A 23,828-nucleotide genomic window follows, 5' to 3' on the forward strand; every position below is an offset into this window, starting at 1 on the left:
CTTATGTGCGGACCATTTTCGGGACGCCTCCCCCACTCGAAGGATTCACCCGTGACCATCGCCGTGTCCGCGTCCATCGCGACCGATCACCTCATGCGCTTTCCGGGCAAGTTCTCCGATGTGCTGCTGGCAGATCAGCTGCAGCACGTGTCGCTCAGCTTCCTCGTCGATGATCTGGTGATCCGCAAGGGCGGCGTCGCGGGCAACATCAGCTACGCCATGGGCGTGCTGGGCCGCACCCCGCTGCTGGTGGGCGCGGTCGGCCAGGACTGGGGCGACTACCGGAAGTGGCTGGAGGACAACGGCGTCGACTGCTCCGCGGTCCGCGTGTCCGCGACCGCGCACACCGCGCGCTTCGTCTGCACCACCGACGAGACCATGGCGCAGATCGCGTCCTTCTACCCCGGCGCCATGGCCGAGGCCCGCGAGATCGACATCACCGAGCTGGCCGCCGACCGCGAACTGGAGCTGGTGCTGATCGGCGCCGACGATCCGGAAGCCATGCTGGCCCACACCGACCAGTGCCGCGCCGCCGGAATCCCGTTCGCCGCCGACCCCTCCCAGCAGCTGGCCTTCCTCGACGGCGAGACCATCCTGCGCCTGATCGACGGCGCGGACTACCTGTTCACCAATGAGTACGAGTGGGGCATCCTGCTGCAGAAGACCGGCCTGTCCGAGGCCGATGTCGCTGAGCGCGTGGGCATCCGCGTCACCACCCTGGGCTCGAAGGGCGCCAAGATCGTCGACCGCGACGGCTCCGAGCTGTTCGTGGACGTGGTCCCCGACATGGCCAAGGAGGACCCGACCGGCGTCGGCGACGGCTTCCGCGCGGGCTTCCTGACCGGCCGCTCCGCGGGCCTGTCCCTGGAGCGCTCGGCCCAGCTGGGTTCGCTGGTCGCGGTGCACGTGCTGGAAACCGTTGGGCCGCAGGACTGGACCCTGGACCACGATGTGGCGATGAAGCGCCTGCGCGAGGCGTACGGCGCCGAGGCCGCGAACGAGATCGAGCCCATCCTGCGCTGACGGCCACCGCGCCGCCGAAAGCCGCACGCTGATCCGATCAGCGTGCGGCTGTCCGCACTACCGGCCGCCGGTCCGGATCGCCGCGGTCCCGTTGCCGGTCCGGGTTCGGACGAACGCGTCGCCCGCAATACGCTGTGAGGCATGTCCTCCGACGACCGTCTGTACTTCCGCCAGTTGCTCTCCGGCCGCGACTGGGCCGTGGGCGACCCGATCGCCACCCAGATGCGCAACTTCGCCTACCTGATCGGTGATCGGGATACCGGCGAATGCGTGGTCGTCGACCCCGCCTACGAGGCGGCCCAGCTGGTGGAGATCGCCGAGGCGGACGACATGCGCCTGACCGGAGTCCTGGCCACCCACCACCACCCCGACCACGTCGGCGGCTCGATGATGGGCTTCACCCTGCGCGGCGTGAAGGAACTGCTGGAGAAGACCGACGTGGCCGTCCACGTCAATGCCGAGGAACTTCCGTGGGTGGCCAATGTCACCGGCATCGCCCCCTCCGAGCTCACCGGCCACTCCCACGGCGACAAGGTCGCGGTCGGCGGCTTCGAGATCGAACTCCTGCACACCCCCGGCCACACCCCCGGCAGCCAGTGCTTCCTCTTCGAGGACCGCCTCATCGCCGGCGACACCCTCTTCGTCGACGGCTGCGGCCGCACCGACTTCCCCGGCGGCGACTCCGACGCCATGTTCCGCAGCCTCCGCTACCTCGCGGACCTGAAGTCCAACCCGACGGTCTTCCCCGGCCACTGGTACTCGGAGGAGCCCAGCGCCTCCCTGTCCCACATCCGCGACCACAACTACGTCATGCGCCCCCAGACCCTCGAGCAGTGGCACATGTTCATGCCCAGCTGAACCTCATGCACCACGCCCGCCCCGAAACTCTTTCGGGGCGGGCGTGTTTCGTCCGTTCGGGCAGCGCCCGAGCTATGCCATGGTGCGGAGCCAGCCGTGGCTGTCGGCGAAGGTGCCGCGCTGGATGCCGGTGAGGGTGTCGCGCAGGGCCATGGTGACCTCGCCGGGTTCGCCGGTGCCGATGGTGAATTCGCCCTCGGCGGAGCGGACCGAGCCGACCGGGATGACGACGGCGGCGGTGCCGCAGCCGAAAACCTCGGTGATCTCACCGGATTCGACGCCCTCGCGCCATTCCTCGACGGAGATCTTGCGCTCCTCCACCTTGTAGCCGGAGTCGGCGGCCAGGGTGATCAGCGAGTCACGGGTGATGCCGGGCAGCAGGGAGCCGGACAGTTCCGGGGTCACCAGCCGCGCGTCGGAGCCGCTGCCGAACACGAAGAACAGGTTGTTGGTGCCCATCTCCTCGACGTAGCGGTGCTCACAGGCGTCCAGCCACACCACCTGGTCGCAGCCCTTCTCCGAGGCCTGCTGCTGGGCGAGCAGGGAGGCGGCGTAGTTGCCCGCCACCTTGGCCTCGCCGGTGCCGCCGGGAGCGGCGCGCACGAACTCGGTGGACAGCCACACCTTGACCGGCTTCAGCCCGCGCGGGAAGTACGCGCCGGCCGGGCCGCCGAGCAGCAGGTACTTGTAGGCGGAGGCGGGCTTCACGCCCAGGCCGACCTCGGTGGAGAACATGAACGGCCGCAGGTACAGCGCGTCCTCACCGCCCGAGGCGGGCACCCAGTCACCGTCGACCTCGAGCAGCTGGCGGATCGATTCGACGAACAGCTCCTCGGGCAGCTCCGCCATCGCCATGCGGGCCGCCGACCGGCGGAAACGCGCGGCATTGGCGTCGACGCGGAAGGTCGCGATGGAGCCGTCGGCCTGCCGGTACGCCTTGAGACCCTCGAAGATGGCCTGGCCGTAGTGGAACACCATGGTGGCCGGGTCCATGGCCATCGGCCCGTAGGGCTCGACGCGGCCGTTGGTCCACTGTCCGTCCACATAATCCAGCGACACCATGTGATCGGTGAAGTACCGCCCGAACCCGGGCTCCGCGAGAATCTCCTGGCGCCGCTCCGCCGAAACGGGCGCGGGATGCGGGACACGGGTGAATTGCGCGGCAAGTGTCATGACCGGGAGTCTAATTCGCCGCCCTCGACACGCGGGTGCGGGCCCTTACGGACCGTTCACCATCCCGCCCTCGCCGCGACCGCTGGATAGGGTGGACGGCGTGTATCCGGAGCCTCCGCTGACGCAGCCGCCCCGTTCCAACCGTCCCCTGGTCATCGCGTTGATCGCCGTGAGTGTGCTGGGCCTGGTCGCCATCCTCGCCGTCGCGGCCCTCACCCCCGCCCACACCATCCCCGGAACCGCCCTCCCCGCGGACGACTACGGCCCCCAGGACACCGCCACCCACACCACCGCGCCGACCACCACGACCACGACCGGCGCCGCCAAATCCCAGATCGCGGCCCTGACCCCCGGCTGGCAGACCGCGTACTCCATCAACCGCAACGCCGGCTACGACGCACCCCGGGACTGGACGGTCCCGACCCCGACCACCATCGTCGGCTACGAAGGCGGCGGCGGCCGCGTGGTCATGAGCGGCGCGGCGGAATGGCAGCCCAAGTCCTGCGACGGCCATCACACCAAAGCCCTCGCGGGCGTGACCGGCTCCAAACTGGGCGACACCGGCGCCGCGGCCAAGGACATCGCGACCAGCTGGGCCAAGGTCGTCGGCTCCAACGACGACCGCCCCAACTCCACCTACACCCTCTCCCCCGCCGAAACCCTCACCGTCCAGGGCAAACCGGCCGCCCACGTAACCGCCACCCTGGCCAACCCGGGCCCGAACGACTGCTCCCACCCCGCAGTGTCGGTCGTCCACACCATCGCGGTCCCTGGCAACAAGGGCCAATCCGTGGTGATGGTCATCTACGCCGACCAGAACGTCGACGGCGCGGTCACCGACGACACTCTCCGCCAGATGTACAACACGCTCCGCCCGGCGGGGCTGGCCGTCGCGGACTGCAAACAGGACAACGAGGTCGTCGGCACCTGGTGCGGGTGAGTTCACCCGGACGCCGAACGATGAACGCCGCAGCCGGTTGTCTCGACTGCAGCGTTCATCGCTACGAGCGAAGCTCCTTCAGGCAGTGCGGGTTTCGACGAACGGCGGGCGGATGACCTCGCAGCGCAGGCGGCGGCCACGGACGTCGACCTCGACCTGGTCGCCGGGCTCGAGGCCCGCGGCGGTGTCGAGCAATGCCAGCGCGATGCCGACCTTGAGGGTGGGCGAGAAGGTGCCGGAGGTGGTTTCGCCGACCTGCTCGTCACCGCGCATCACCGCCTGGCCCTGACGCAGCACGCCCTTGTCGATGGCCTTGAGCCCCAGCAGGGTTCGGCGCGGTCCGGCGGCCTTCTCGGCATCGAGCGCCTCTTTGCCCCAGAATTCCGGCTTCTTCCAGCCGACCGCCCAGCCGGTGCGGGCCTGCAGCGGCGAAATGTCCACGGACAGTTCGTGTCCGTGCAGCGGGTACCCCATCTCGGTGCGCAGCGTGTCGCGCGCGCCCAGTCCGGCGGGCTGGCCGCCGGCGGCCTGCACCTCGCTGGTCAGCGCCCGGAACACGGCCTCGGCATCCTCCCACTTGGGCAGCAGCTCGTAACCGTGCTCGCCGGTGTAGCCGGTGCGGCACACCCGAATCGGGCGACCGTCCCACTCGGCGTCGGCGTAGGCCATGTACTCCATGTCGGTGGGCAGCCCCAGCTTGGCCAGCACCTCGGCCGACCGCGGCCCCTGCACCGCGAACACGGCGTACCCGCGGTGCTCGTCGGTGATGGTGATCCCCTCGGGCGCGACCTTCTGCATCTCGGCTACCACAGCGGCGGTGTTCGCCGCGTTCGGCACGAGGAAGATCTCGTCGTCACTCACGTAGTACGCGATGAGGTCGTCGATGACCCCGCCCTCGGGCGTGCAGCACAGCGTGTACTGCGCCTTCCCGGGCCGAATCCGGTTCAGGTCATTGGTGAGCGCCGAGTTCACGAACGCCGCGGCCCCCGCGCCCTTGACCGTCGCCTTCCCGAGGTGGCTGACGTCGAACAGCCCGACGGTGGTCCGCACGGCGGTGTGCTCACCGACCGTCCCCGCGTACGAAACCGGCATCTCCCACCCCCCGAACGGAGCGAAGGTGGCGCCCAGCTCGACATGGACGGCGTGGATGGGTCCCTGCAGCAGCTTCTCGTCGGTCACCGCCGCAGTTTATCGGTCGGCCGATAGCGGGGTGACATCGGAACCGACCGCCTGCAACGCTCGATCGCCACCGGTCAGCGGCTCAGACGCGATCACGCCCGCTGCCGGGGGTTCGGACACGATGGCGGCTGCTGCCGGGCCGGACCGCGCGCCGAGGCGGGCGACGAACGCGGCCTCATCCATCACCTCGATTCGCTGCCCCCGTATCCGCAGTTCCGCGACCCGCCGAGCCTTGCTCGTCGTGAACGCGGCGGCGTCGGCGCCGCGGAAGCCGTCACCGATCACGAGTCCGGTCGTGCGGCGGGTGACGTTGCGGGCGGGGGTCGCCCCGCACGCGGCGATGGCGTCCCAGGCCTGCTGACGGGTCATTGCCGCGAGATCGCCGGTGAAGACGATGATTTCGCCGTACAGCGGATGGGACGGATCGGCGCCGGTGACGGTCGGCAGCACCAATTCCTCACGGGCGAACCAGGATCGGCGGGGTGCGCGCTCGGCGGCGACGGGCTCGGTCCGCAATGGCCGAGGCGTCCGTTCCGTCCGCAGCGGCCGGTCAACGACCATCCGTTCGAGGGCCGCGAGCGAGTCGGTGCCCGCCCGGTTGGCCAGGGCGATCACGATGTCGGCGGCCGCGGCGGCGTCGGCGGCCGCGTCATGGTGGTTGGTGAAGTCGATGCCGAGGGCGTCCGCGACGTACGGCAGACGGTAGCTGTCGAGGGCGAGGTGACGGCGGGCCAGGGCGAGGCTGCAGCTGTAGGTCCAGGTGGGCGGGTGAATGCCGCTGTGGGCGCAGGCTTCCCGGATGGCGCCGCTGTCGAAGCCCGCATTGTGAGCAATGACGGGAAGGTCACCGATGAGGCCCACCATTTCGGGCCACCGGTGCGCGAACTCCGGCTTGTCGGCGACCATCGCCGCCGAGATCCCGTGCACGCGAATGTTGTGCCAGTTGAAGAAGTCGAGCCCCGCGGGCGGCCGGCACAGCCACGACGCCTCCTCGGCACGACGACCGTCCCGCACGACGGTGACCCCGACCGCACAGATGCTCCCCCGTGAGGAGTTGGCGGTCTCGACATCGATGGCGGCGAACGAAAGTCCCGCCATGCTCACCGCACCGCGAGCGGCAGCGACCGCGCCTCGGGCCCACCGAGCTCGACCAGGAACGGCCGAGCCAGCCGCAGCGACTCGAACGCCGCCCAGGCATCAGCCAATTCCGCGACCTCACGCGCCAACGTCAGCACCGGCCGAATATGGTCGTCCACCACGTCGACCTGATACCGCGTCAACGGCACCCCACCGGCCGCCGCGATCACCGGCCACTGCGGCCGCGTCAGCTTTCCGCCCGCGTCCTGATGCTCGGTGAACCGCGCATCCGCGGATTCGACTGCCGCGCGGACGGTTTCAACTGTCGCGTCGATGTCGACGATCCGCGCACTCCCGGCATCCACCGCCGCGTCGCCTCTCGCCATCGCGACCGGGTATCCGCTCGTGAGACTCTCGATCTCCGCCACACACGACCGATCCAGCACCCAAGCGCCCGATAGCCGCGATTCCCCCACCGCCGCGCCCACATTCACATGCCAAATGACCATCCGTTCCCCGGCCGCGCCGAGCACCGCGAGGGAATGAAGGTCGGAGGAGGAAGCCATAACGCTCCACGGTCGTGGCGAACAGGTCCCGCGCTACGTTAGAGCATCCCGCCGACAGATTTCCGTGAACCCCCACGCGAATCATCAACGGAGCCAAACAGTTCCGACCGACCGGTGTTCCACTACGCAACTCGCCCCGCGCCCGACCCGCTGCCCACGGTGAATCAGCTTGCGTAGAACGCGGCCTCCGATCGTCGAACGATCAATGCCCGACTCACCGCCGGTCGACCGAGCACGGCCGCGCGCCGCGGCCGTGCCTCGATGAGCCGTTCCGCCAACTCCAGCCCCAGGTCAAACCAGTTCGGGAACGCGCAAATGCGCCAAGGCCAGCTCAAATTCGCGGACGTCGACAGCCTCGACGCGCGCCTGCCGAGCGGCGTCCACTCGCAACGCGGCCGACGCCATCCGATTGCGTTCCATCGCCTCGGCACTGTCGTACACACTGCACGACACAGCACGCCCCGACGCCCTGTTCACCATCAGGCTCGCACTGCAAAATCCATCGAGCTGCTGCTCCATACCGGGCAACGTGTGCCCCCGATACACGTCGATCGCACTGTCGATCCTGCTGGGATCAGTCTTCACCCAGGTGACCCGCGCACACGCACCCTCCGGCGTCATATGCGCGCGATGCATGGCCGCGATCTCCCATTCCTCGACCACCGGACTCCCGCCGAATATCTCCGCCGCCCGATTGCGAATCGGATTCACCCGCGCGGCGCTCGCCCGCAGCGCCTCCTCGGATTCCCACGAGCTGGTCACGATGCACCGCCCGGTATGCCGATCGACCAGCAACGAAAGCCCGACACACCCAGGAATCCCCTCAATCCCCGGCATGACCTCGTCCCGCACATGCGCGATCCCGGATTCCAAAGCAGACAATTGCGCCTGAAGCGTGGTAGACCGTGCGTACACGATCCACCTCCTTTCTCCACAGAGGCAGCGCCCGGCGGCGCCACCGGCATATTTCACAGTCCTCCCTCCCGATCACCAGGGCAATAGCCGGTGGCTATCCCACAGCAATCGGCCATGACCCGACCGGCACTTCCGCCGCGAATCAAAGCGCCGCCAAGAACCTCGAAATTGCGGATCGAGCATCGACAAGGCCCTTGACCTGCCGATCGAATTCGTCGCCACCGTCGCCGACACGACCGCGCATGGGCCGCGACCGACGTCCTCGGTCGCCAGCGGTCGCTCCCAGATGCGCGTCCCAGAACGCCGCGGTGCGCGGATTCATGGCCGTCCCTTCGTGCAATTCCTTGCCCGAGGCCGTCACGCCGGGCACCCTGCCGTGGCCCCTTGGGCAGCGATTCCGCTTGCGTTGACGGTGAATCGGCCGCATTCCTTGCGATCGAAGGTGCCGTGTTCGACCCATTCGGTCAGTGCTGCCGCGACGGTGCTGTGAGGGCCGAGCCAAGTCTGCGCGGTTTGCCCATACGGGATGGTCGCATCATTGTGGTCGTCGCAGCGGGCGTCGGCACAACCCTCGCTGTGCATGAAATGGCCGCCGCATTCGATTTTCACCATCACTTTGTTCGTCACGCCGGTGAGCGAGTCGAAGATGTTGTCGGCGTTGGCCGGTGGGTTGGTCAGGTCGTCCGAGCCTTGCAGGATCAATGTCGGCACCGTGAAAGTGGCGGCGACGGTGGGATTCCAGCCGTAGTTCGTGAACGTCGGCAGCCGGAACACCCCGCTCGGGTGGGCGGAATCGCTTCCGCCCCAGGACTTGCCGAGCGGATCGAGGTCGAGCACCTGCCGTTGCAGATCCTGCGGTCCGCCGACCGGCACGCGGCCGGTGCAGACGGACTCACGGTCCGGCGGCACGCCGTCCCAGCCGCCGGTGCGACCGATGGCGAGCGGGAACGACGTGGACTTCTCGACGTCGGGCAGGTCGGCTTCCTCCGTGGGGAGGTTGACGTCGCCGGGCACACCGGGCAGACGGTTGAAAACCGAGGCCAGCAACAGGATTCGACTGACCTTCCGGTTGGTGTGTTCCCCGAGACGGTACAACGCTCGGGCGACGCGCGCCCCACCGAGCGAATAACCCAGCACGGCCACCTTGCCCGCCCGCGGTCGAGCCTTGGCGATAGCGTCGTCGATGACCTGCAGGACATCGCGCGCCCAGACGTCGGCGGTGGCGAAGTAATGGCCGCTCGTGTGCTTGCGCAACTCGCCGTGCAGCGGGTTCACGCCGAGCCCATCGACCGGCGGGTTCTTGCCATCTCCGAGATAACGCGCCTGCTGGTTGAGCGGGAAGATGCCGGCGTTCCTGGTCCGGTCACACCCGACTTCCGGTGTCGCACAGCTGTTGTCGGCTCCGAACCCCGGCAGACTGGCGTTGGCCGGATCGTCGAGGCCATCGGCGAATCGGGTCGACTTGCCGTAGCCGAGCAGGTCCGGCGCGAAGGTGTCGATCCCGGACCGAGCGAGCGCTTCCTGGAGGCTGAAGGCCCCACCGCCGGGATCTTGCGTGGTCGGGTGACGCAGGTCGAAGGTGGCCGATCCGGGGATCGATCGACCGTGCACGAGCACCATCGCCGTGGTCTGCACGCCGGGGCACCTACCGTGCGCGTAGGCCGGCTCCACACGATGCACCCGGATCGTGGCGGGCCGCCCGTCGAACCTCGCATCGGGCATCAGGTGCGGCGGAACCACAAAATCCAGGTTGTAGTCGGACGCCTCGACCCCCGTCGGCGCCCGATCACACGTAGGTGCGGCCCGCACGAGAGGCGCCACCCCTACCTGGATCGACCCGGCCAGAACCGCGGCGAACACTGCCGTGGCGAGCAAGCTTCGCGATGCGCTCATCGAATACATTCCTGTCCGAAGTCAACAATGCTCGATCGGATCAGGATCGTAGCTGGTCACAGCCTTGAACCGGGGGAAGTGCCACGGCGCGGCAACGGGCCAACTCCAGGGCTGTCACCACGCTCCGAGGCCGATGTAGTACGCCGGATCGGTCAACAGCCGAATGACCCCGCAGATCTGCGCAAGCGACATGCTTGATGGAGAAAGTACAACAGCATCGTGGTTAGTTGCGTTTTCTGGCTCTAAAGTATAGTAAGAGCAGATTTGGTCAACGTTCCCAGAGGAGACCGCGTGAACTGGCCACCACACCGGAGCGAACAGCGAGTCTGGACCTCGCGGCAGCGTCAGGGTTCACGTGCGGATCGGACGCTCGATCGGATCACGGTCGCTATCCCGCCCCGAATCGGGGAGCTCGCCTACGACCCGACCGGCGCTGTCGCCCGCGCCCACGAAGCCGCATTGATCGCGATCGCCCGCCTCGAAGCCGGTTTCGGCGAGCATCTGGCACCGCTGGCCGACTTCCTGCTGCGCAGCGAGTCCGTCGCGTCCTCGAAGATCGAACACATCGATGCGGGCTGGCGAGCCTTCGGCAAGGCGGTTGTCGGCGGAAAGGCCAGCGACGAAGCGAAGTCACAGCTGGCGGCGGTCAAGGCCCTGATCGCGATGGTCGATGCGGCCGACTCGGGCAACGTCGGGCTGGATGACCTCCTCGAAGTTCATAGGCTATTGATGGCAACCGACTACTACACCGCCCGCGATGCGGTGCAACTGCGAGACGTTCAGAACTGGGTCGGCGGCAGCGACTACACGCCAATCGATGCCGCTCATGTGCCACCGCCCCCCGAGCTGGTCGCCGAGTTGATCGCCGATCTACTGGTCTTCGTCAACCGGGACGATCTGCCGATCCTCGCGCAGGCCGCCATCGCCCATGCCCAGTTCGAGTCCATCCACCCGTTCACCGATGGAAACGGGCGCATCGGGCGGGCACTGATCAGCGCCGTGCTGCGCCGCCGCGGCCTCACCCGCCGCGTGACCGTTCCGCTTGCCTCGGTCATGCTCGCCGACACCGGTCGATACTTCATGCACCTCAACCGATTTCGCAGCGGCGATGTCGACGCGTTCGTCGAGTATCTGGCAGTCGGCTCGATCCACGCCAGCGAGGCCGCCCAAGACTCGGCGATGGCTCTCGCCGACCTGCCGAATCGCTGGCGCGACATCGCACGCCCGCGGGCGAACTCCGCCGACGAGGCCATCCTCGCAGCGCTGCTCGAGACCCCGATCTTCAACATCGACACCGCGCAGGGCATTGCCGGCACCACGGACGCCAGTACGTATCGCGCACTGGGACGTTTGACCGAGGCAGGGATCCTCGAGCTTCTCTCGGAGAGCAAGCGCAATCGCGTCTGGGCCGCGACCGACGTGCTCGCAGAGTTGGATGCGCTGAGCGCAGCCATAGGGCGACGCACCATCGAGCTTTTGTAGCCGCCCGTAGCTGACGGATTCAAGTCCGCCGCCGGCGCGTAGAACCGGCCTGGGTCAGACCAGTTCCGGGACGCGCAAATGCGCCAATACCAACTCGATGGATTCTGCAGCGCGAGCGCCCTGCGGCGCCGGATGCGCGCGATGCATGGCCGCGATCTCCCATTCCTCGACCATCGGACTACCGCCGAATTTCTCAGCCGCGCGATTGCGAATCGGGATCACCTGCTCGGCGCTCGCCCTCAGCGCTTCCTCGGAATCCCACGCGGTCGTGACAATGCACCGGCCGGTTTTCCGATCGACCAGCAACGAAAGCCCGATACAACCGGGATTTCCCTCCAGCTCCGGCATGACCTCGTCCCGTGAACAGCGGACCGAACTGCCGAGGCTCGACATCTCGAGCCGGCCGTAGGCAACGAGTTGACCGTCTCGTCGAAACCGACGGCTCGGTGCCGCTGCGGCGAGCGTAGGCCCTGGACTGTAGATCAGCGTCGGCTATGGGCGTGAGTTCGGCTCAGCCCCAGCGGATCTCGAGCAGGTCGTCTGCTCCGCGGTCGATATGGGTGTGGAACCGGCGGCTGATGTGCGTGAGCGTGTTACCCAGCCAATCGGCATCGGCCCGGGAAGCATGTTCGAGCCGCATGCGGCGTATCCGCATGGGCAACATCCGGATTCCGGTCGGCTGCCCGCCGGGCTCGACCGAAACCAGGTAGAGCAGCCGCAGTTCGGGACGGTAGGACCCATATCCGGGGATGCCCTCGTAGTCGTCGATGACATCACCGCAGCCATAGAAAATCGGTCTGCCATGGTAGATCTCGACGGGGCGAGGATGGTGCGATGAATGCCCGTGCACGATGTCGATGCCGGCGTCGATGAGCCGTCGCGCGAACTGGATTTCGCTCAGCCCGATCCCGTAGCCCCAGTTCGGGCCCCAATGCACGGACACGATCAGAATATCGCCGGGATGCTTGTGCGCCAACGCTTGCGCCGCGACACGGTCGGCGATATCGCGGCCCGGCGGATCACCGAACAGCCACACTCCCGGCCGATCATGCTGCGCGGCCCACGCCGGCGGCACGCCGCTGCTGGTGCAAGCGACCGAGACGATGACCACCCGCAGCCCGGTGCCAGACTCCACCACCACCGGGCGGCAGGCTGCGTCGATGCTCGTTCCCGCCCCGGCTGTGCCGATGCCCGCCACGTCGAGCGTGTCCAGCGTGTCGCGCAGACCGCGGCTTCCGAAATCGAGGATGTGGTTGTTGGCCAACGCGCAGGCGTCGGGCCGAATCGCTTTCAGCGTCGCGATATTGGCGGGGTTCATCCGATAATGGATGCCCTTGGCGGGCGCGAATTCGCCGTCGGTGGTGATCGAGGTTTCGAGGTTTATCAGCCGGACCTCGGATCCCAATTGGTCGAGCATCGGCCCGACGTCGCCCCACGTCCAGTCGAAGTCGACCGGGTACGGTATCGGCCCATTCGTCTTCTCGGCCAACTCGACGTAGCGGCGAGCGTCATCGACCCACGGTTCATACAACAGTGGATCACCTGGATGCGCCTGGATCTGGTCGACGCCGCGACCGAGCATCACATCACCGCCCAACAGCACGGTGACCGGACTCTGTTGCCGTGGACTGCTCGTCTGCGTCATCGTTTATCTCATGGCTCGTAATGGCAATTGTAGTGGTGGGGATACCACTCCGATCGCCTTCGCTTCTGGGCAAGGAGGCATCGTTATGAAGGTCCGAAGTGATTCATTCGACGATAACGCGCGCATTCCGGGCGCGTTCGCCTACGGGGTACCGGATGCCGTGCACCATGTCCGGGCGGGCGCCAATCGCAACCCGCATCTGGCGTGGGATGAGGTGCCGGCGGGAACACGATCGTTCGCGGTCGTGTGCTGCGACCCCGACGTACCCCACACCGGCTCGGACGTGAACATCGAGGGGCGAACGGTGCCGGAGGAATTACCGCGCACCGACTTCTACCATTTGGTGCTGTTCGATATCCCAGCCGACGTGCGGCAGATCGCCGCAGGCAGCCTCCAGACCACACCCGGCAGGTCGGGTCCGGCGGCACCCCATAACGCGCGGTACGGCCTCAACGACTTCAGCAGTGCGGGAAACGATCATTACGGCTACGACGGCCCCTGCCCGCCCTGGAACGACCAGCGCATCCATCACTACGTGTTCACCGTCAGCGCCCTGGATGTCGAACGGCTACCGCTGCGACAGGCGGTGAACGGGAAACGGCTGCGCGAAGCGATGGCCGGCCACGTCCTGGGACAAGCCGACCTCGTCGGCACCTACACGCTCAACTCCGGCCTGAGCTCGAACTGAGCCACCCGAGCGTATGGCACACCGAAGCGACCGCCGTTCGGCTGGACCGCCAGTCGATGTGATGGCCGATCAGGGCAGCTGAATCTTATGCTCGTGGTTCGCGACGGCTTCCTGGAGTCGGACCCGCGACAGTGTGCGCGGCCCGCATTCGCAGGACGCCGGCAATGCGTCGTCGACAAAGCCATCACCGGCGAGCAGATCCGCAAACCTCGTGCCATGCCCGTGAGCACTGTGCGCGGCATCGACGAAATCACGCGACCCGTGAGCGTGCGGCCCGGTCGCCGACTGATACACCGCGCCGGCCGGTGTATCGAACACCGCCGCCACCCGGTGACCACAACCGCACCGTACCTGCGTCAACGTATGCCCCGCCCGGTCCGTCAGCGAGTCCAGCGTGTGCTGGGCCAGCCGGCGTCGTTCCGGTGCGGTCAGATTCGAAACACTTGTCATCAATCCACGATCACCTTCGCAGGTCTCAGCAGCAAGACCCAAATGGCCGAGAGAACGGCCCGCTTTTCCCATGCGATGCCGCTTGCTCCGAACCACGCCTGTTCGAGAGCCCCTTCGTCATTCTTATATGCGCCGCTATGAGGAGCTGATCCGGGGAAAGCGCGCCTGTACATCGGACCAACACCCAGCTGTCGCAGCCTGTGCTCGAGCGCCCGCTGTTCACGACGAAAGGTCTTCTCGCGAGTCCCGCCTGTCGCCCTTCCGCCACTGCCGCGCATGACGGCGGGCACTTGGATACCGAGCTCTCCTAGTAGCGGATTGCGGAGGAGACTGCCTTCCGGCGCCGTGCACGAGTTCTGAGCACGCACGACCTAAACGAAGGCGATGACTCTAGAGATCAAGTAAGCCGAGTTCCGGCTGGGCATCCTAGCGACGCGGCAACATGATAGACAAGTGGCATGACCATCGAACATCTTCAGAAGCTGGTCGCAGACTTCGCCACCCAACGGGACTGGGAGCGATTCCATACGCCAAAGAATTTGGTCATGGCGTTGACCGGAGAGGTCGGTGAGCTCTCGGAGTTGTTCCAATGGCTTACGTCTGAGGAGAGTTCTGCGATCTGCGAGGACGCAGCTCGCCGCGAGCGGGTAGCGGATGAGGTCGCCGATGTCTTCATCTACCTGCTCCGGCTGGTTGATGTGCTCGGTATCGACCTCGAGGCGGCGGTCGAGGCGAAGTTGCGCAAGAACGAGGAGCGTTATCCGGCGGCGGTGGTGAAAGGCCGGGCAGTGAAGTACACCGAGTTGCGCCGACCCTGAGCCCTTTACGCCTAGCGGGTCATTCGCTCGAGGAAGTCCTGGGTCTCTTGGTCTGTGGAGAACACACAGACGCCCTCCATGCCTCAGGTCAACAACACTTTGTAGGTGTTACGGATCAACCCTGCGAAGTGCAGCGGGTCGGCGCGTTTGACCGCCTGGTCATGCGAAGACTTCTGGATCGGTTCCCAGCTGTCGCCCCGGCGCACGAAGTCGGGGCCGAAAATGACTCCTGCCCAGTCGTATTCGAAGCCCTGTGCGGTGTAGACGCAGCCGACCTGGCCGAAGCCTCGGTCGTCAGAGGCCCAGAAATCCGAGATGGGCGCATCGGGAACCCGCTTGCCCTCCTTGGCATTCCACGGTCGAAGCCATTCGCCGATCTGTACGTCGTCGACCAGCCGCCGCCCGGCCGGGGTCTCGACGGGGTCGCTCCAGCGCCAGCAATAGCCGGCGGCGATGCGCGCGGTCCCGCCCTGTTCCTCGCGCCGGGCGATCAGCCAGGATTCCAGTGCGGACGGTGACGCCGCGCTGGTGACCCGGAAGTCGTCGTCGCTTCCGGCAATCAGGTCGCTCCAGGCTATCGGTGGCAACGGGTGCAGGCCGAGCAGCCGGGCGACCCACGTGTCGAAGGCTTGCGATCCGCCGCACCGGAATTGGCCGTCGAGTCGGATCACTTCGAGGTCGCATCCGGCGGCGGCCGCGGCGCCGATCTCTTGCAGGGATCCCATCTCGCCCGGACGCACGATCTGGTTCTCGTCGAGCAGGAAGACCGGGACCCAGGCGACGTCGATGAGTTCCTCGATCTGGCGGCGGGCCCGGGCGCGCTGTTCGGCGGAGCTCCACCGGTTGACGCTGGTCTCGCGGACGCGGTGTGCTTCATCGCAGATGATCACATCGAGGTCGCGTGGCTCCGCGCCGACGTAGTTGTTGAAGTACTTGAACAGGTCCTGGACTCGCTTGTTGCGGGCACCCGCCACGCGCCGCATGGTTTGGGTAAAGCCTTGGACCCGGTGGCGTGGTGCACGGTGCGCCCCTTGCGGGCGAGTTCGCCGAGCAGGCTCAGCGCGATTACACTCCTGCCCGATCCGGGGCCGCCCAGCACCACAACCACCGTCTGGGTGCGCGCGGCTAGGGCGTCCGCGACTGCCCGCATCACTATCTGGAACGCGATGCGTTGTTCGTCCAGCAGCACGCGCAGCCGGTCGACCATCGCGGCGCGATCATCCATGGTGAACAGTTGCCCGAAGTCGTCGGCCGGGCGTTTCAGCAATGACGAGATGTCGGTGGCCCGCGCGTTGTGCAGGTAGGCGATGCCGAAGACGCTGCCGGGTCGTTCGGCCAGCGCCGGGGTGGCGTCCACCAGGTATTGGCAGTACGCACGCACCTGTTCGACCGGGTGCAGGACCGGTTCGGTGTATTTCGCCACCGAAACCAGGTCCGCGGCAATGAGTTCGGCCTTGGACCACTGCTTCAGCTCGATCAGCACATAGTTGGCCATTCCGGTCCGTGGATGGACCCCGCACAGGATCACGTCGACCCGTTTGGGGCTGTGCGGCAGCCGGTGTTCGAGCAGCACCTCGACTTCGCCGAGTCCCGCGTCCACGAGATCGGATAGCAGCTGGGGCAGGCTCCGTAGCCAGGAGTTCACCTCACCAGCGGATATCTTCTGACCCCATTGATAGCTGGCCTGTTCCACCAGCTGCTGCGAGAGTTGACCCTGCTGTGCATCGCTAAGCATTTTACCGGCACTTCCCCGGACCAAGCCGCCTTGTAATCCCCACTTAACCTCAGTCCCATTGCTTATCAGTGCCGCTAATGTTGCCGGGCTGCCGAGCCTGCCGAGTGGTGCTCCGATGGGCTTTCTCGTCTCGGCGTCCTATAGCCGGACTGTCTGGTCTTCGCTGCCGGATATGATTCGCTGTCCATTGGGGTTGAACGCAACTAGACGCTGGTGCCGTCCGCGCTGCGCCACAACAGCTGCGGCTCGTCGAGACGGTCGGGCTGGGGCGCGATGGACCGCGAAACGGCCAGCGCCTCGGTGGTCACCGCGACGGCGGCGTGTTCCCATTGATAAGCTGCGACGTGGCCGCGGATTTGGCATTCGACCTCCGAACGCACATGACTTGCCTGCCACACCGACCGCTTGCGCGAGACCACGTCGATGACCCGATCTGCCATGCCTGCAACCCATTCCGGGCTCACCTGCACCCGCGCCACCGGGCGCGGATGAGTGGCGTTCCAGATCATTGCCGCCACGGCGTCCTCGCCGAGCAGGTCGACTGCTTCAGCCCACCAGGCGGTGCGTTGCTCTGCGCGCGAGCGCAGTTCGTGTTTGCCCGGCCGGGTGTCGAGGGTGGCGCATTCGGACAGCTTCAGCATCTCCACCGTGGTCGGCTCTCGACTCCACTCGGTGTGACTCTCTCGTCTTGCCAACTCGACCACCCAACTAGACGACACCGAGCCCCGTTACCCCCCAAGCGATCCAGTCGCCCAGGTGCACGGTAGCGCTACCCCCGTCGGTCAGGTCGAGGCGGCACCAACGTCCAGCATCGGCACCGAACCTGACACCCCTGCCAGTGATTGGCGCGCAACTACTTGACGTCGTCGTAGCCCCGCTGCGATTCCTGGTCGAATCGGGGGCACTTCCGCTTCCTGCGAGTTCATTGAGTTGCGTTGGATTCCCGATCTGTGTAATGCTGTTCGGCTCGCTACAGTCGGCGGGCCGTGAAGCTGCCGGATTGGTACCCATGCAAACTGTGAGCGAGCAATGCTCCTGGTCGGGCCGCCTGCGACATGCTCGGAAATCGAACCGAAGGGACAACGACCGTGGGTCGAGGGGGAATCGGGTGGCAGCAGTGGCAGGCGTAAGGCTGGAGGATCTCACTCCTGGTGCCGTCGTGGGCGGCGTATTACCAAATGGCCATGTCACTGTGGTCGCCGTCAAGTGGTATGGCTCCAGCGCCATCAATCTGACCTACCGTACGGACGCCGGCAATGCTGCGGATCAGCTCTTGTACCGCGATTCGGAGGCCCGATTGACGCTGCGTACAGCCTCGTCCGCTTACGGTTTCGATGGGGATGGTGCGCTGTTCAAGCTGGCAACGGAGGCGTTGCGCATCCGAATGGCTGCCCGATTCGACCCGATGCTGGCCGTCACCACCAGCGATCTGGAGCCACTGCCGCACCAGATTCAGGCTGTCTACGGTGAGCTGTTGGAGCGCAGTCCACTGCGCTTCGTCCTTGCCGACGACCCTGGCGCCGGTAAGACCATCATGGCTGGCCTGTACATCAAGGAGCTGACGCTCCGTGGTGATCTAGAGCGCTGTCTGATCGTGGCCCCTGGAGGCCTAGCGGATCAGTGGCAGGAGGAGCTGCTCGACAAGTTCGGCCTCCGATTCGACATCCTCACCCGTGATCTGATCAACGCACAACTCGACCAGACTGCCTTCGAGAAGTTCCCACTTCTGATCGCGCGGATGGACCAGCTCGCCCGCTCAGAGGAGCTGCAGGAGCAACTCCAACGATCCGACTGGGATCTGATCGTGGTGGACGAAGCCCACCGGATGTCCGCGAATTACTTCGGCGACGAGCTGAAGAAGACCAAGCGCTATGTGCTCGGTGAGATGCTCGGCAAGCACACCCGTCATCTGCTGCTCATGACGGCGACGCCGCATGCCGGCAGCGAGGCCAATTTCCAGCTGTTCATGGGTCTGGTCGACTCCGACCGATTCGAAGGCAAATACCGTGAGGGGGTCAGCTCCACCGACACCGACGGCTTGATGCGCCGAATGGTGAAGGAGGAGTTGCTTACCTTCGAGGGCAAACCGCTGTTCCCGGAGCGGCGGGCGTACACCGTTCCATACCAGCTCTCCGAGCCGGAGCATGAACTCTACGAGGTCGTTACCCAGTACGTTCGCGATCAGATGGGCAAAGCCCAGGCCATGGCCGACGGGCGCCGCGGTAATACTGTCGGGTTTGCGCTGACTGTGCTTCAACGCCGCCTTGCGTCGAGCCCCGAAGCGATCCTGCAGTCGCTGCGGCGACGTTATCGTCGGCTGCAGCTCCTCCGTCAGGAACTCGTAACCGGAAGCAGCGCCACCGATCTGGGCCTGCAAGGCCGACTGGCGGCAATCCTCGGCAAGGACCCCGAGGACTACGACGCCGCGTTGGACGATATGCCCAGCGGCGAGCTCGAACAACTCGAGAACGACGTGGTCGATGCGGCTACCACCGCACGGACGGTCGCCGAGCTCGATAAGGAAATCGCCATCCTTGCAGACCTGGTCGAAGTCGCTCAGCGTGTACGTGACAGTGGCACCGACAAGAAGTGGACCGAACTTCGTGAACTCCTGGTCAGTAACCCCATGGTTCGCGACAGTAACGGCAGCCCCCGAAAACTGATTATCTTCACCGAGCACAAGGACACGCTGGAATACCTCGCGGACCGGATCCGCGGCCTACTCGGCAGCGAAGAAGCCGTCGTGACGATCCACGGCGGCGTGAGCCGCGAAAATCGCCGACAGATCAAAGAGCTGTTCACCCAGGACAGAGACACCAGGATCCTGATCGCGACCGATGCCGCGGGCGAAGGTCTCAATCTCCAGCGCGCCAACTTGATGGTCAACTACGACCTGCCGTGGAATCCCAACCGGATCGAACAGCGCTTCGGCCGCATCCACCGCATCGGCCAAACCGAGGTCTGCCACCTGTGGAACCTCGTCGCCGAGGACACCCGCGAGGGTGCGGTGTTCATCAGACTCCTTCACAAGATCGACGAGCAGCGAAAAGCCTACAAAGGCAAGGTGTTCGACGTTCTGGGTGAGGCTTTCGCGGACCACCCGCTGCGTACCTTGCTCATGGAAGCCGTTCAATACGGCGACCAGCCCGATGTTCGCGATCGCCTTAACCAGGTCATCGACGCTTCCGTAGGCGAAGGAATCGAAAAGCTCTTGGCGGAACGCGCACTGGCGCACCAGAAGCTGGCAGAGGCGGACGTCGCCGAATGGCGGCTTCGGATGGAAGAGGCGCGGGCACGTCGCCTGCAGCCGTACTTCATCAAGGCGTTCTTCATCGCCGCCTTCAAGCTCCTCGGCGGTCGTATCGGGGAGCGCGAATCAGGTCGGTACGAGATCACTTACATACCCGGCGATATCCGCGAGTACGAGCGATTGATCAGGATGAGCGCGCCTGTGCTCAGCAAGTACGAGCGAATTACCTTCGACCGCGAGCTGGTACGACCCGCCGGAATACCCCGCGCCGATCTGCTCGCTCCCGGCCATCCACTCCTCGACGCCGTAGTCTCGCTCATCATCGACCGCTACGGAACGCAGCTCAAACAAGGAGCCGTTCTTATCGACCGCCGTGATGTCAGCGAAGAACCACGCCTGATGGTCGCAATCTCCCAAGAGATCACGGATGGCCATGAGAAGCCACAAATCATCAGTAAGCGCTTCGACTTCGTAGAGCTGTGTCAATCCTCCGCCAGGACGGCCGGCGCAGCGCCGTACCTTGACTACGCGCCAGCAACCGATGACGAGCGCCAGTCGGTTCAGCCAGTACTTCAGGAGTCCTGGCTGTCCACCGGCGTCGAAGACCTGGCGATCGGCTGGGCGGTCGAGAACGGACTGGGTGCACACGTCGCTGAACTCCAGAACCGCATCGACCAGGAGAGCGAGCGAACGCGGCGATTGGTTCGCCAGCGTCTGCTGCAGGAGATCAACTACTGGGATTCACGCCATACCGATCTATTGGACGCCGAGGCCGCGGGCAAGTCGGTGAAGATCAAGTCTGAGTTCGCCGCACGGCAGGCACGAAACCTCGAACAGCGGCTCGAACGCCGCATGGCAGAGCTCGATCGAGACTCCCGTCTCCAGGTACGTCCACCGCGGGTCGCCGGTGCAGCGCTGGTGATTCCACAGGGCCTACTGGACCGACTTGCTGGTCTTCGCGATCAACCACCCGAAGCGTATGCCCGGGACACTGAGATCGTGGAGCGGCGGGCGGTGGAACGGGTGCTCGAGGAGGAGCGCAAGCTGGGCCGAATCCCCGAGGAAATGGCCCACAACAACCCCGGGTACGACATCAGATCCCGTACGGTCGATGATCATTGGGTGTTCATCGAGGTGAAGGGCCGGATCTTCGGCGCGAAGGGTTTTCACGTCACCCGCACCGAGGTGCTCACCGGCAAGAACTCCGGGGCTAACTTCCGGTTAGCCCTTGTCAGCGTGCATCCAGATGGGCCAGAGCACGACGACGTCCGATATATCGTAGACCCGTTCAGGAACGTAGATTTCGGAAGCTTCGACGCCACCGAGCTGGGCGGCGACTGGAACAAGACTTGGAAGCGAGGTGGAACCCCGGTATGAGCCTGGGAACCAGCGGCAATTACCGGCGGAAGCTGATCGATGTCACACTGCCGCTCACTGCCATCAGTTTCGCAAGCATGGCGGAGAAGAAGCGCAGCGTTGGCACTGTCAAGAATTTCCACAAGTGGTTTGCCCCAATGCCAACTCCCGCACTTCGCGCAATAATATTCGCCTCCTTGGTCGATGACCCTGGTCCGGGACCACATCGCGATGAATTAATCCAGGTTGTCAAGGACTTGGTACCCAGCGATGGGGCAGCGCCATCTAATGACGTGCTCCGAAATGCGCGCAGGTTGATCGCCGAATGTAACCCCGAACTCCCGACCGTGATAGACCCATTCGCTGGGGGCGGTTCTACAATCGTCGAAGCCCTTCGACTGGGGCTCCCTGTTGTTAGCTCCGATCTTAACCCTGTTGCGGCTTTGGTGACTCGCGCCCTTGGAGAGCTGTTGCCAGCTGTATCTTTGGATAGATCTGTGACGAATAGCAACGACGAATACCGTTCACATGATGTTCCGTACGACGGACTTACCGATGACCTTCGACACTATGGCGAATTAGTTGAAGAGGCGGTAAAGAAGAAAATCGGACACTACTATCCGGTTCCTGATGAGGGGAATCCCGTAGCTTGGATCTGGGCGCGAACTGTTCCCTGCACAAACCCGATGTGCGCAGTTAACATACCTCTGTTCAGTTCGCCATGGCTAAGCAAGCAAAAAGGCCGCGAGGCAACCATCGGCCTTAACGTCACAGGCGATGAAGTCCGGTTTGCGGTACATCGCGGAAAGGACGGGCCAGCCCAGACAACTAAAGGTCCCGGTCGCGCTCAATTCGTTTGCCCGAAGTGCTCCACCAAATTGAGCGAGAAAGAGCTTCGCGAAGCTGGCAAGAAGGGCAAAATGGGCCTACAGCTCATGGCTTACTGCATGGATTTGCCGGCTGGCCGGAGCTTTTTGAGCCCCTCCGATATCCCAGATCAGAATGTACACGTCGAAGTTCCAGACGATATTGACGAGCTTGACATAGGTTCCAACACCAAGAACTTTGCACCGCCGCTGTACGGACTTACTCGGCATGTCGATCTTTATACGTCGCGGCAGTTAGTAATGTTGGCCACATTTGCCGATGAAGTTGCGAGCGTCTATGACCGTGTAATCGAGGACGGCGGAACCTCCGAGCAGGCCAGTGCGATTACCACCGTCCTCGGGGTATGCGTTAGCAAGTTGGCTCAAACGAATTCGACTCTAGTTCGGTGGTTCACTCGCGAAGGACCATCACGTTCGATGCCAGCGTTCGGCACTCAATCCATTCCCATGGTGTGGGATTACGCGGAAGCATATCCTTTCGGTAAATCTGTTGGGAGTTGGACTACTCAAATTTCTTCAATAATAGGCGTCCTGAAGATTTTACCATCCGGAATCACCTCTGGCCGCGTATTGCAGCTGGATGCTCGTGCGGCTGGCAGTTTGGTCGAGCCTGGTTCAGCCCTGATTGTTACTGACCCGCCCTATTTTGGTCAAATAAACTACGCAGATCTGAGTGACTACTTCTACGTCTGGCTTCGCCGCGCACTTCGAGGTATGCATCCCGATCTTTTTAGTACTATTGCTACTCCGAAATCTGTTGAGCTAACTGCAAATCCGGCTCGACACGGAGGCAATAAACAAGAGGCTCAGCAGTACTTCATTGACGGCTTCACCGAGGTTTTTACGTCGCTTCAAAAAGCCTCACGCCCCGACCTGCCGATCGTTGTCGCATATGCGGCAAAACAGGACGACTCGGAAGGTAAGGGTGCAGTCTCCTCGGCATGGGTATCAATGCTCCAGGCGGTCTTGACATCTGGACTAGCGGTAGTGGGCACTATGCCGATCGAGTCTACGATGAGCACACGGCAGATTAGTCTCGGCGCGAATGCGCTTGCGTCGTACATTATCCTGATCTGTCGCCCGCGTGAGGCAGAGGGTATTGCAGATAAAGCAACCTTCCTCGCGCAGCTTCAAGAGGAACTACCCGAGGCGATCGAGGCTCTCCGCACCGGCGGAGTATCTCCCCTGGATATGGGGCAAGCGGCCATTGGTCCTGGTATGCGGATCTTCTCCGCGTATCGAGAAGTTCTCCACCCCGACGGTACGCCAATGACCGTCCGTGAAGCGCTTGTAGAGATCGACAAGGCCGCCACTGCAGTCATCGATGGCGAAGAAGCCGAGTTCGACACCCCGACTCGATTTGCCCTTAAGTGGTTCCGGCAGTTCGAGTTTGGCAGCGGTGCGTACGGTGACGCGGACGTCGTGCTCCGTCAGACCGGCACAGCGATCCGCGATCTGGTTGCCGCAGGGGTCGTCAGCAACTCGCCGCGAAGCACGGTGCGCTTGCTGAGCTTCGACGACCTGCCGTCTGCCTACGACCCGGTGAAGGACGAGCACATCTCTCACTGGGAGGTCGTCATGCACCTTGCCAAACGATTCAACGAGCGCGGGATCGACGGCGCAGCCCTATTGGTCGCGCGTGTGCGGGTCCGTGCCGATGCTGCGATTAGCCTGGACAGGGCAAACCGACTTGTACACAGGCTTTTCAAGATCTCGGATCGGCGTTCCACCAAGACAGCTGCCATGTTCAACCAACTCGGTACCGCTTGGCCTGACATCATGACAGCAGCCGAAAAAGTCGTGCTGGACGGATATGTTACATCTGATACAGATGATCTCTTCTCCTTGTTGGAGGAGAGTGACGACGATGACTGACGATCGGATGCGCCAAGA

At 64.6% G+C, this 23,828-nt stretch carries 21 protein-coding genes; 8 read left to right on the forward strand and 13 right to left on the reverse strand.

Annotated features, from left to right (window positions below; genetic code table 11):
* Positions 1-51 precede the first annotated feature (51 nt).
* Both ACFRAQ_RS36435 and ACFRAQ_RS36440 read left to right on the forward strand, forming a co-directional pair.
* Complete coding sequence (locus ACFRAQ_RS36435; RefSeq protein ID WP_379107652.1) at positions 52-1,023, forward strand: carbohydrate kinase family protein; 972 nt, start codon at positions 52-54, stop codon at positions 1,021-1,023.
* Positions 1,024-1,164: 141 nt separating this feature from the next.
* Complete coding sequence (locus ACFRAQ_RS36440) at positions 1,165-1,881, forward strand: MBL fold metallo-hydrolase (protein ID WP_379107653.1); 717 nt, start codon at positions 1,165-1,167, stop codon at positions 1,879-1,881.
* 72 nt (positions 1,882-1,953) lie between these two features.
* On the opposite strand, the gene ACFRAQ_RS36445 is transcribed toward ACFRAQ_RS36440, so the two are convergent.
* A complete protein-coding gene (locus ACFRAQ_RS36445; protein WP_379107654.1) occupies positions 1,954-3,054 on the reverse strand; it encodes a branched-chain amino acid aminotransferase in 1,101 nt (366 codons plus the stop codon).
* Positions 3,055-3,154: 100 nt separating this feature from the next.
* Here ACFRAQ_RS36445 and ACFRAQ_RS36450 point away from each other — a divergent pair, with 100 nt between their 5' ends.
* Positions 3,155-3,994 (forward strand): hypothetical protein, encoded by an 840-nt coding sequence (locus ACFRAQ_RS36450; RefSeq protein ID WP_379107655.1) that lies wholly within the window; start codon positions 3,155-3,157, stop codon positions 3,992-3,994.
* A 78-nt stretch (positions 3,995-4,072) separates the two neighbouring features.
* Here ACFRAQ_RS36450 and gcvT read toward each other — a convergent pair whose 3' ends face one another.
* From gcvT to ACFRAQ_RS36480, 6 genes are all read right to left on the reverse strand, one after another.
* Complete coding sequence (gene gcvT, locus ACFRAQ_RS36455; RefSeq protein ID WP_379107656.1) at positions 4,073-5,173, reverse strand: glycine cleavage system aminomethyltransferase GcvT; 1,101 nt, start codon at positions 5,171-5,173, stop codon at positions 4,073-4,075.
* A gap of 9 nt (positions 5,174-5,182) precedes the next feature.
* Complete coding sequence (locus ACFRAQ_RS36460; RefSeq protein ID WP_379107657.1) at positions 5,183-6,271, reverse strand: exonuclease domain-containing protein; 1,089 nt, start codon at positions 6,269-6,271, stop codon at positions 5,183-5,185.
* 2 nt (positions 6,272-6,273) lie between these two features.
* On the reverse strand, positions 6,274-6,816 hold the full coding sequence (locus ACFRAQ_RS36465; protein ID WP_379107659.1) for a hypothetical protein: 543 nt from the start codon (positions 6,814-6,816) through the stop codon (positions 6,274-6,276).
* Positions 6,817-7,107: 291 nt separating this feature from the next.
* Positions 7,108-7,731 (reverse strand): antibiotic biosynthesis monooxygenase family protein, encoded by a 624-nt coding sequence (locus ACFRAQ_RS36470; protein WP_379107661.1) that lies wholly within the window; start codon positions 7,729-7,731, stop codon positions 7,108-7,110.
* 142 nt (positions 7,732-7,873) lie between these two features.
* Positions 7,874-8,092 (reverse strand): hypothetical protein, encoded by a 219-nt coding sequence (locus ACFRAQ_RS36475; RefSeq protein ID WP_379107663.1) that lies wholly within the window; start codon positions 8,090-8,092, stop codon positions 7,874-7,876.
* On the reverse strand, positions 8,089-9,624 hold the full coding sequence (locus ACFRAQ_RS36480) for an alpha/beta fold hydrolase (RefSeq protein ID WP_379107665.1): 1,536 nt from the start codon (positions 9,622-9,624) through the stop codon (positions 8,089-8,091). The genes ACFRAQ_RS36475 and ACFRAQ_RS36480 overlap by 4 nt, the downstream gene beginning before the upstream one ends.
* Before the next feature lie 291 nt (positions 9,625-9,915).
* On the opposite strand from ACFRAQ_RS36480, the gene ACFRAQ_RS36485 reads away from it, so the two are divergent.
* Entirely contained in the window at positions 9,916-11,106 is a 1,191-nt protein-coding gene (locus ACFRAQ_RS36485) for a Fic family protein (RefSeq protein WP_379107666.1), read from the forward strand.
* A gap of 54 nt (positions 11,107-11,160) precedes the next feature.
* Here the strand turns inward: ACFRAQ_RS36485 and ACFRAQ_RS36490 are convergent, their stop codons facing one another.
* Together ACFRAQ_RS36490 and ACFRAQ_RS36495 are read right to left on the reverse strand one after the other, a co-directional pair.
* The gene (locus tag ACFRAQ_RS36490) at positions 11,161-11,454 is read right to left on the reverse strand and encodes an antibiotic biosynthesis monooxygenase (protein WP_379107667.1); all 294 of its coding nucleotides are present in this window, start codon (positions 11,452-11,454) and stop codon (positions 11,161-11,163) included.
* Positions 11,455-11,617: 163 nt separating this feature from the next.
* The gene (locus tag ACFRAQ_RS36495) at positions 11,618-12,751 is read right to left on the reverse strand and encodes a CapA family protein (RefSeq protein WP_379107668.1); all 1,134 of its coding nucleotides are present in this window, start codon (positions 12,749-12,751) and stop codon (positions 11,618-11,620) included.
* 10 nt (positions 12,752-12,761) lie between these two features.
* On the opposite strand from ACFRAQ_RS36495, the gene ACFRAQ_RS36500 reads away from it, so the two are divergent.
* Positions 12,762-13,439 carry a YbhB/YbcL family Raf kinase inhibitor-like protein gene (locus tag ACFRAQ_RS36500; RefSeq protein WP_379107669.1) on the forward strand — a complete coding sequence of 226 codons (678 nt, stop codon included), beginning with the start codon at positions 12,762-12,764 and terminating at the stop codon, positions 13,437-13,439.
* A gap of 69 nt (positions 13,440-13,508) precedes the next feature.
* On the opposite strand, the gene ACFRAQ_RS36505 is transcribed toward ACFRAQ_RS36500, so the two are convergent.
* Complete coding sequence (locus ACFRAQ_RS36505) at positions 13,509-13,889, reverse strand: hypothetical protein (protein WP_357286414.1); 381 nt, start codon at positions 13,887-13,889, stop codon at positions 13,509-13,511.
* Positions 13,890-14,347: 458 nt separating this feature from the next.
* Here ACFRAQ_RS36505 and ACFRAQ_RS36510 point away from each other — a divergent pair, with 458 nt between their 5' ends.
* Positions 14,348-14,707, forward strand: coding sequence for a nucleotide pyrophosphohydrolase (locus ACFRAQ_RS36510; protein ID WP_379107671.1), 360 nt, complete (start codon positions 14,348-14,350; stop codon positions 14,705-14,707).
* Positions 14,708-14,790: 83 nt separating this feature from the next.
* On the opposite strand, the gene ACFRAQ_RS36515 is transcribed toward ACFRAQ_RS36510, so the two are convergent.
* From ACFRAQ_RS36515 to ACFRAQ_RS36525, 3 genes are all read right to left on the reverse strand, one after another.
* A complete protein-coding gene (locus ACFRAQ_RS36515) occupies positions 14,791-15,681 on the reverse strand; it encodes a DNA/RNA helicase domain-containing protein (protein ID WP_379107673.1) in 891 nt (296 codons plus the stop codon).
* A complete protein-coding gene (locus ACFRAQ_RS36520; RefSeq protein ID WP_379107675.1) occupies positions 15,594-16,442 on the reverse strand; it encodes a hypothetical protein in 849 nt (282 codons plus the stop codon). Before ACFRAQ_RS36520 ends, ACFRAQ_RS36515 begins: the two co-directional genes overlap by 88 nt.
* Positions 16,443-16,645: 203 nt before the next feature.
* Positions 16,646-17,083, reverse strand: a complete 438-nt coding sequence (locus ACFRAQ_RS36525) for a hypothetical protein (RefSeq protein ID WP_379107676.1) — start codon at positions 17,081-17,083, stop codon at positions 16,646-16,648.
* A gap of 467 nt (positions 17,084-17,550) precedes the next feature.
* Between ACFRAQ_RS36525 and ACFRAQ_RS36530 the strand changes: the two genes are divergently transcribed.
* Complete coding sequence (locus tag ACFRAQ_RS36530) at positions 17,551-21,069, forward strand: helicase-related protein (RefSeq protein ID WP_379107678.1); 3,519 nt, start codon at positions 17,551-17,553, stop codon at positions 21,067-21,069.
* Entirely contained in the window at positions 21,066-23,810 is a 2,745-nt protein-coding gene (locus tag ACFRAQ_RS36535; RefSeq protein ID WP_379107680.1) for a DUF1156 domain-containing protein, read from the forward strand. Before ACFRAQ_RS36530 ends, ACFRAQ_RS36535 begins: the two co-directional genes overlap by 4 nt.
* Positions 23,811-23,828 lie beyond the last annotated feature (18 nt).

The sequence above is a fragment of the Nocardia sp. NPDC056611 genome, from assembly GCF_042792755.1.
Classification (GTDB): Bacteria; Actinomycetota; Actinomycetes; order Mycobacteriales; family Mycobacteriaceae; genus Nocardia.

Coding starts and splice junctions, on each gene's coding strand:
- ACFRAQ_RS36520 (WP_379107675.1), bottom strand. CDS start 16,442: ATGCTTAGCGATGCACAGCAGGGTCAACTCTCGCAGCAGCTGGTGGAA.
- ACFRAQ_RS36460 (WP_379107657.1), bottom strand. CDS start 6,271: ATGGCGGGACTTTCGTTCGCCGCCATCGATGTCGAGACCGCCAACTCC.
- ACFRAQ_RS36490 (WP_379107667.1), bottom strand. CDS start 11,454: ATGCCGGAGCTGGAGGGAAATCCCGGTTGTATCGGGCTTTCGTTGCTG.
- ACFRAQ_RS36525 (WP_379107676.1), bottom strand. CDS start 17,083: ATGCTGAAGCTGTCCGAATGCGCCACCCTCGACACCCGGCCGGGCAAA.
- ACFRAQ_RS36535 (WP_379107680.1), top strand. CDS start 21,066: ATGAGCCTGGGAACCAGCGGCAATTACCGGCGGAAGCTGATCGATGTC.
- ACFRAQ_RS36495 (WP_379107668.1), bottom strand. CDS start 12,751: ATGACGCAGACGAGCAGTCCACGGCAACAGAGTCCGGTCACCGTGCTG.
- ACFRAQ_RS36500 (WP_379107669.1), top strand. CDS start 12,762: ATGGCTCGTAATGGCAATTGTAGTGGTGGGGATACCACTCCGATCGCC.
- ACFRAQ_RS36510 (WP_379107671.1), top strand. CDS start 14,348: ATGACCATCGAACATCTTCAGAAGCTGGTCGCAGACTTCGCCACCCAA.
- ACFRAQ_RS36505 (WP_357286414.1), bottom strand. CDS start 13,889: ATGACAAGTGTTTCGAATCTGACCGCACCGGAACGACGCCGGCTGGCC.
- ACFRAQ_RS36480 (WP_379107665.1), bottom strand. CDS start 9,624: ATGAGCGCATCGCGAAGCTTGCTCGCCACGGCAGTGTTCGCCGCGGTT.
- ACFRAQ_RS36445 (WP_379107654.1), bottom strand. CDS start 3,054: ATGACACTTGCCGCGCAATTCACCCGTGTCCCGCATCCCGCGCCCGTT.
- ACFRAQ_RS36465 (WP_379107659.1), bottom strand. CDS start 6,816: ATGGCTTCCTCCTCCGACCTTCATTCCCTCGCGGTGCTCGGCGCGGCC.
- ACFRAQ_RS36440 (WP_379107653.1), top strand. CDS start 1,165: ATGTCCTCCGACGACCGTCTGTACTTCCGCCAGTTGCTCTCCGGCCGC.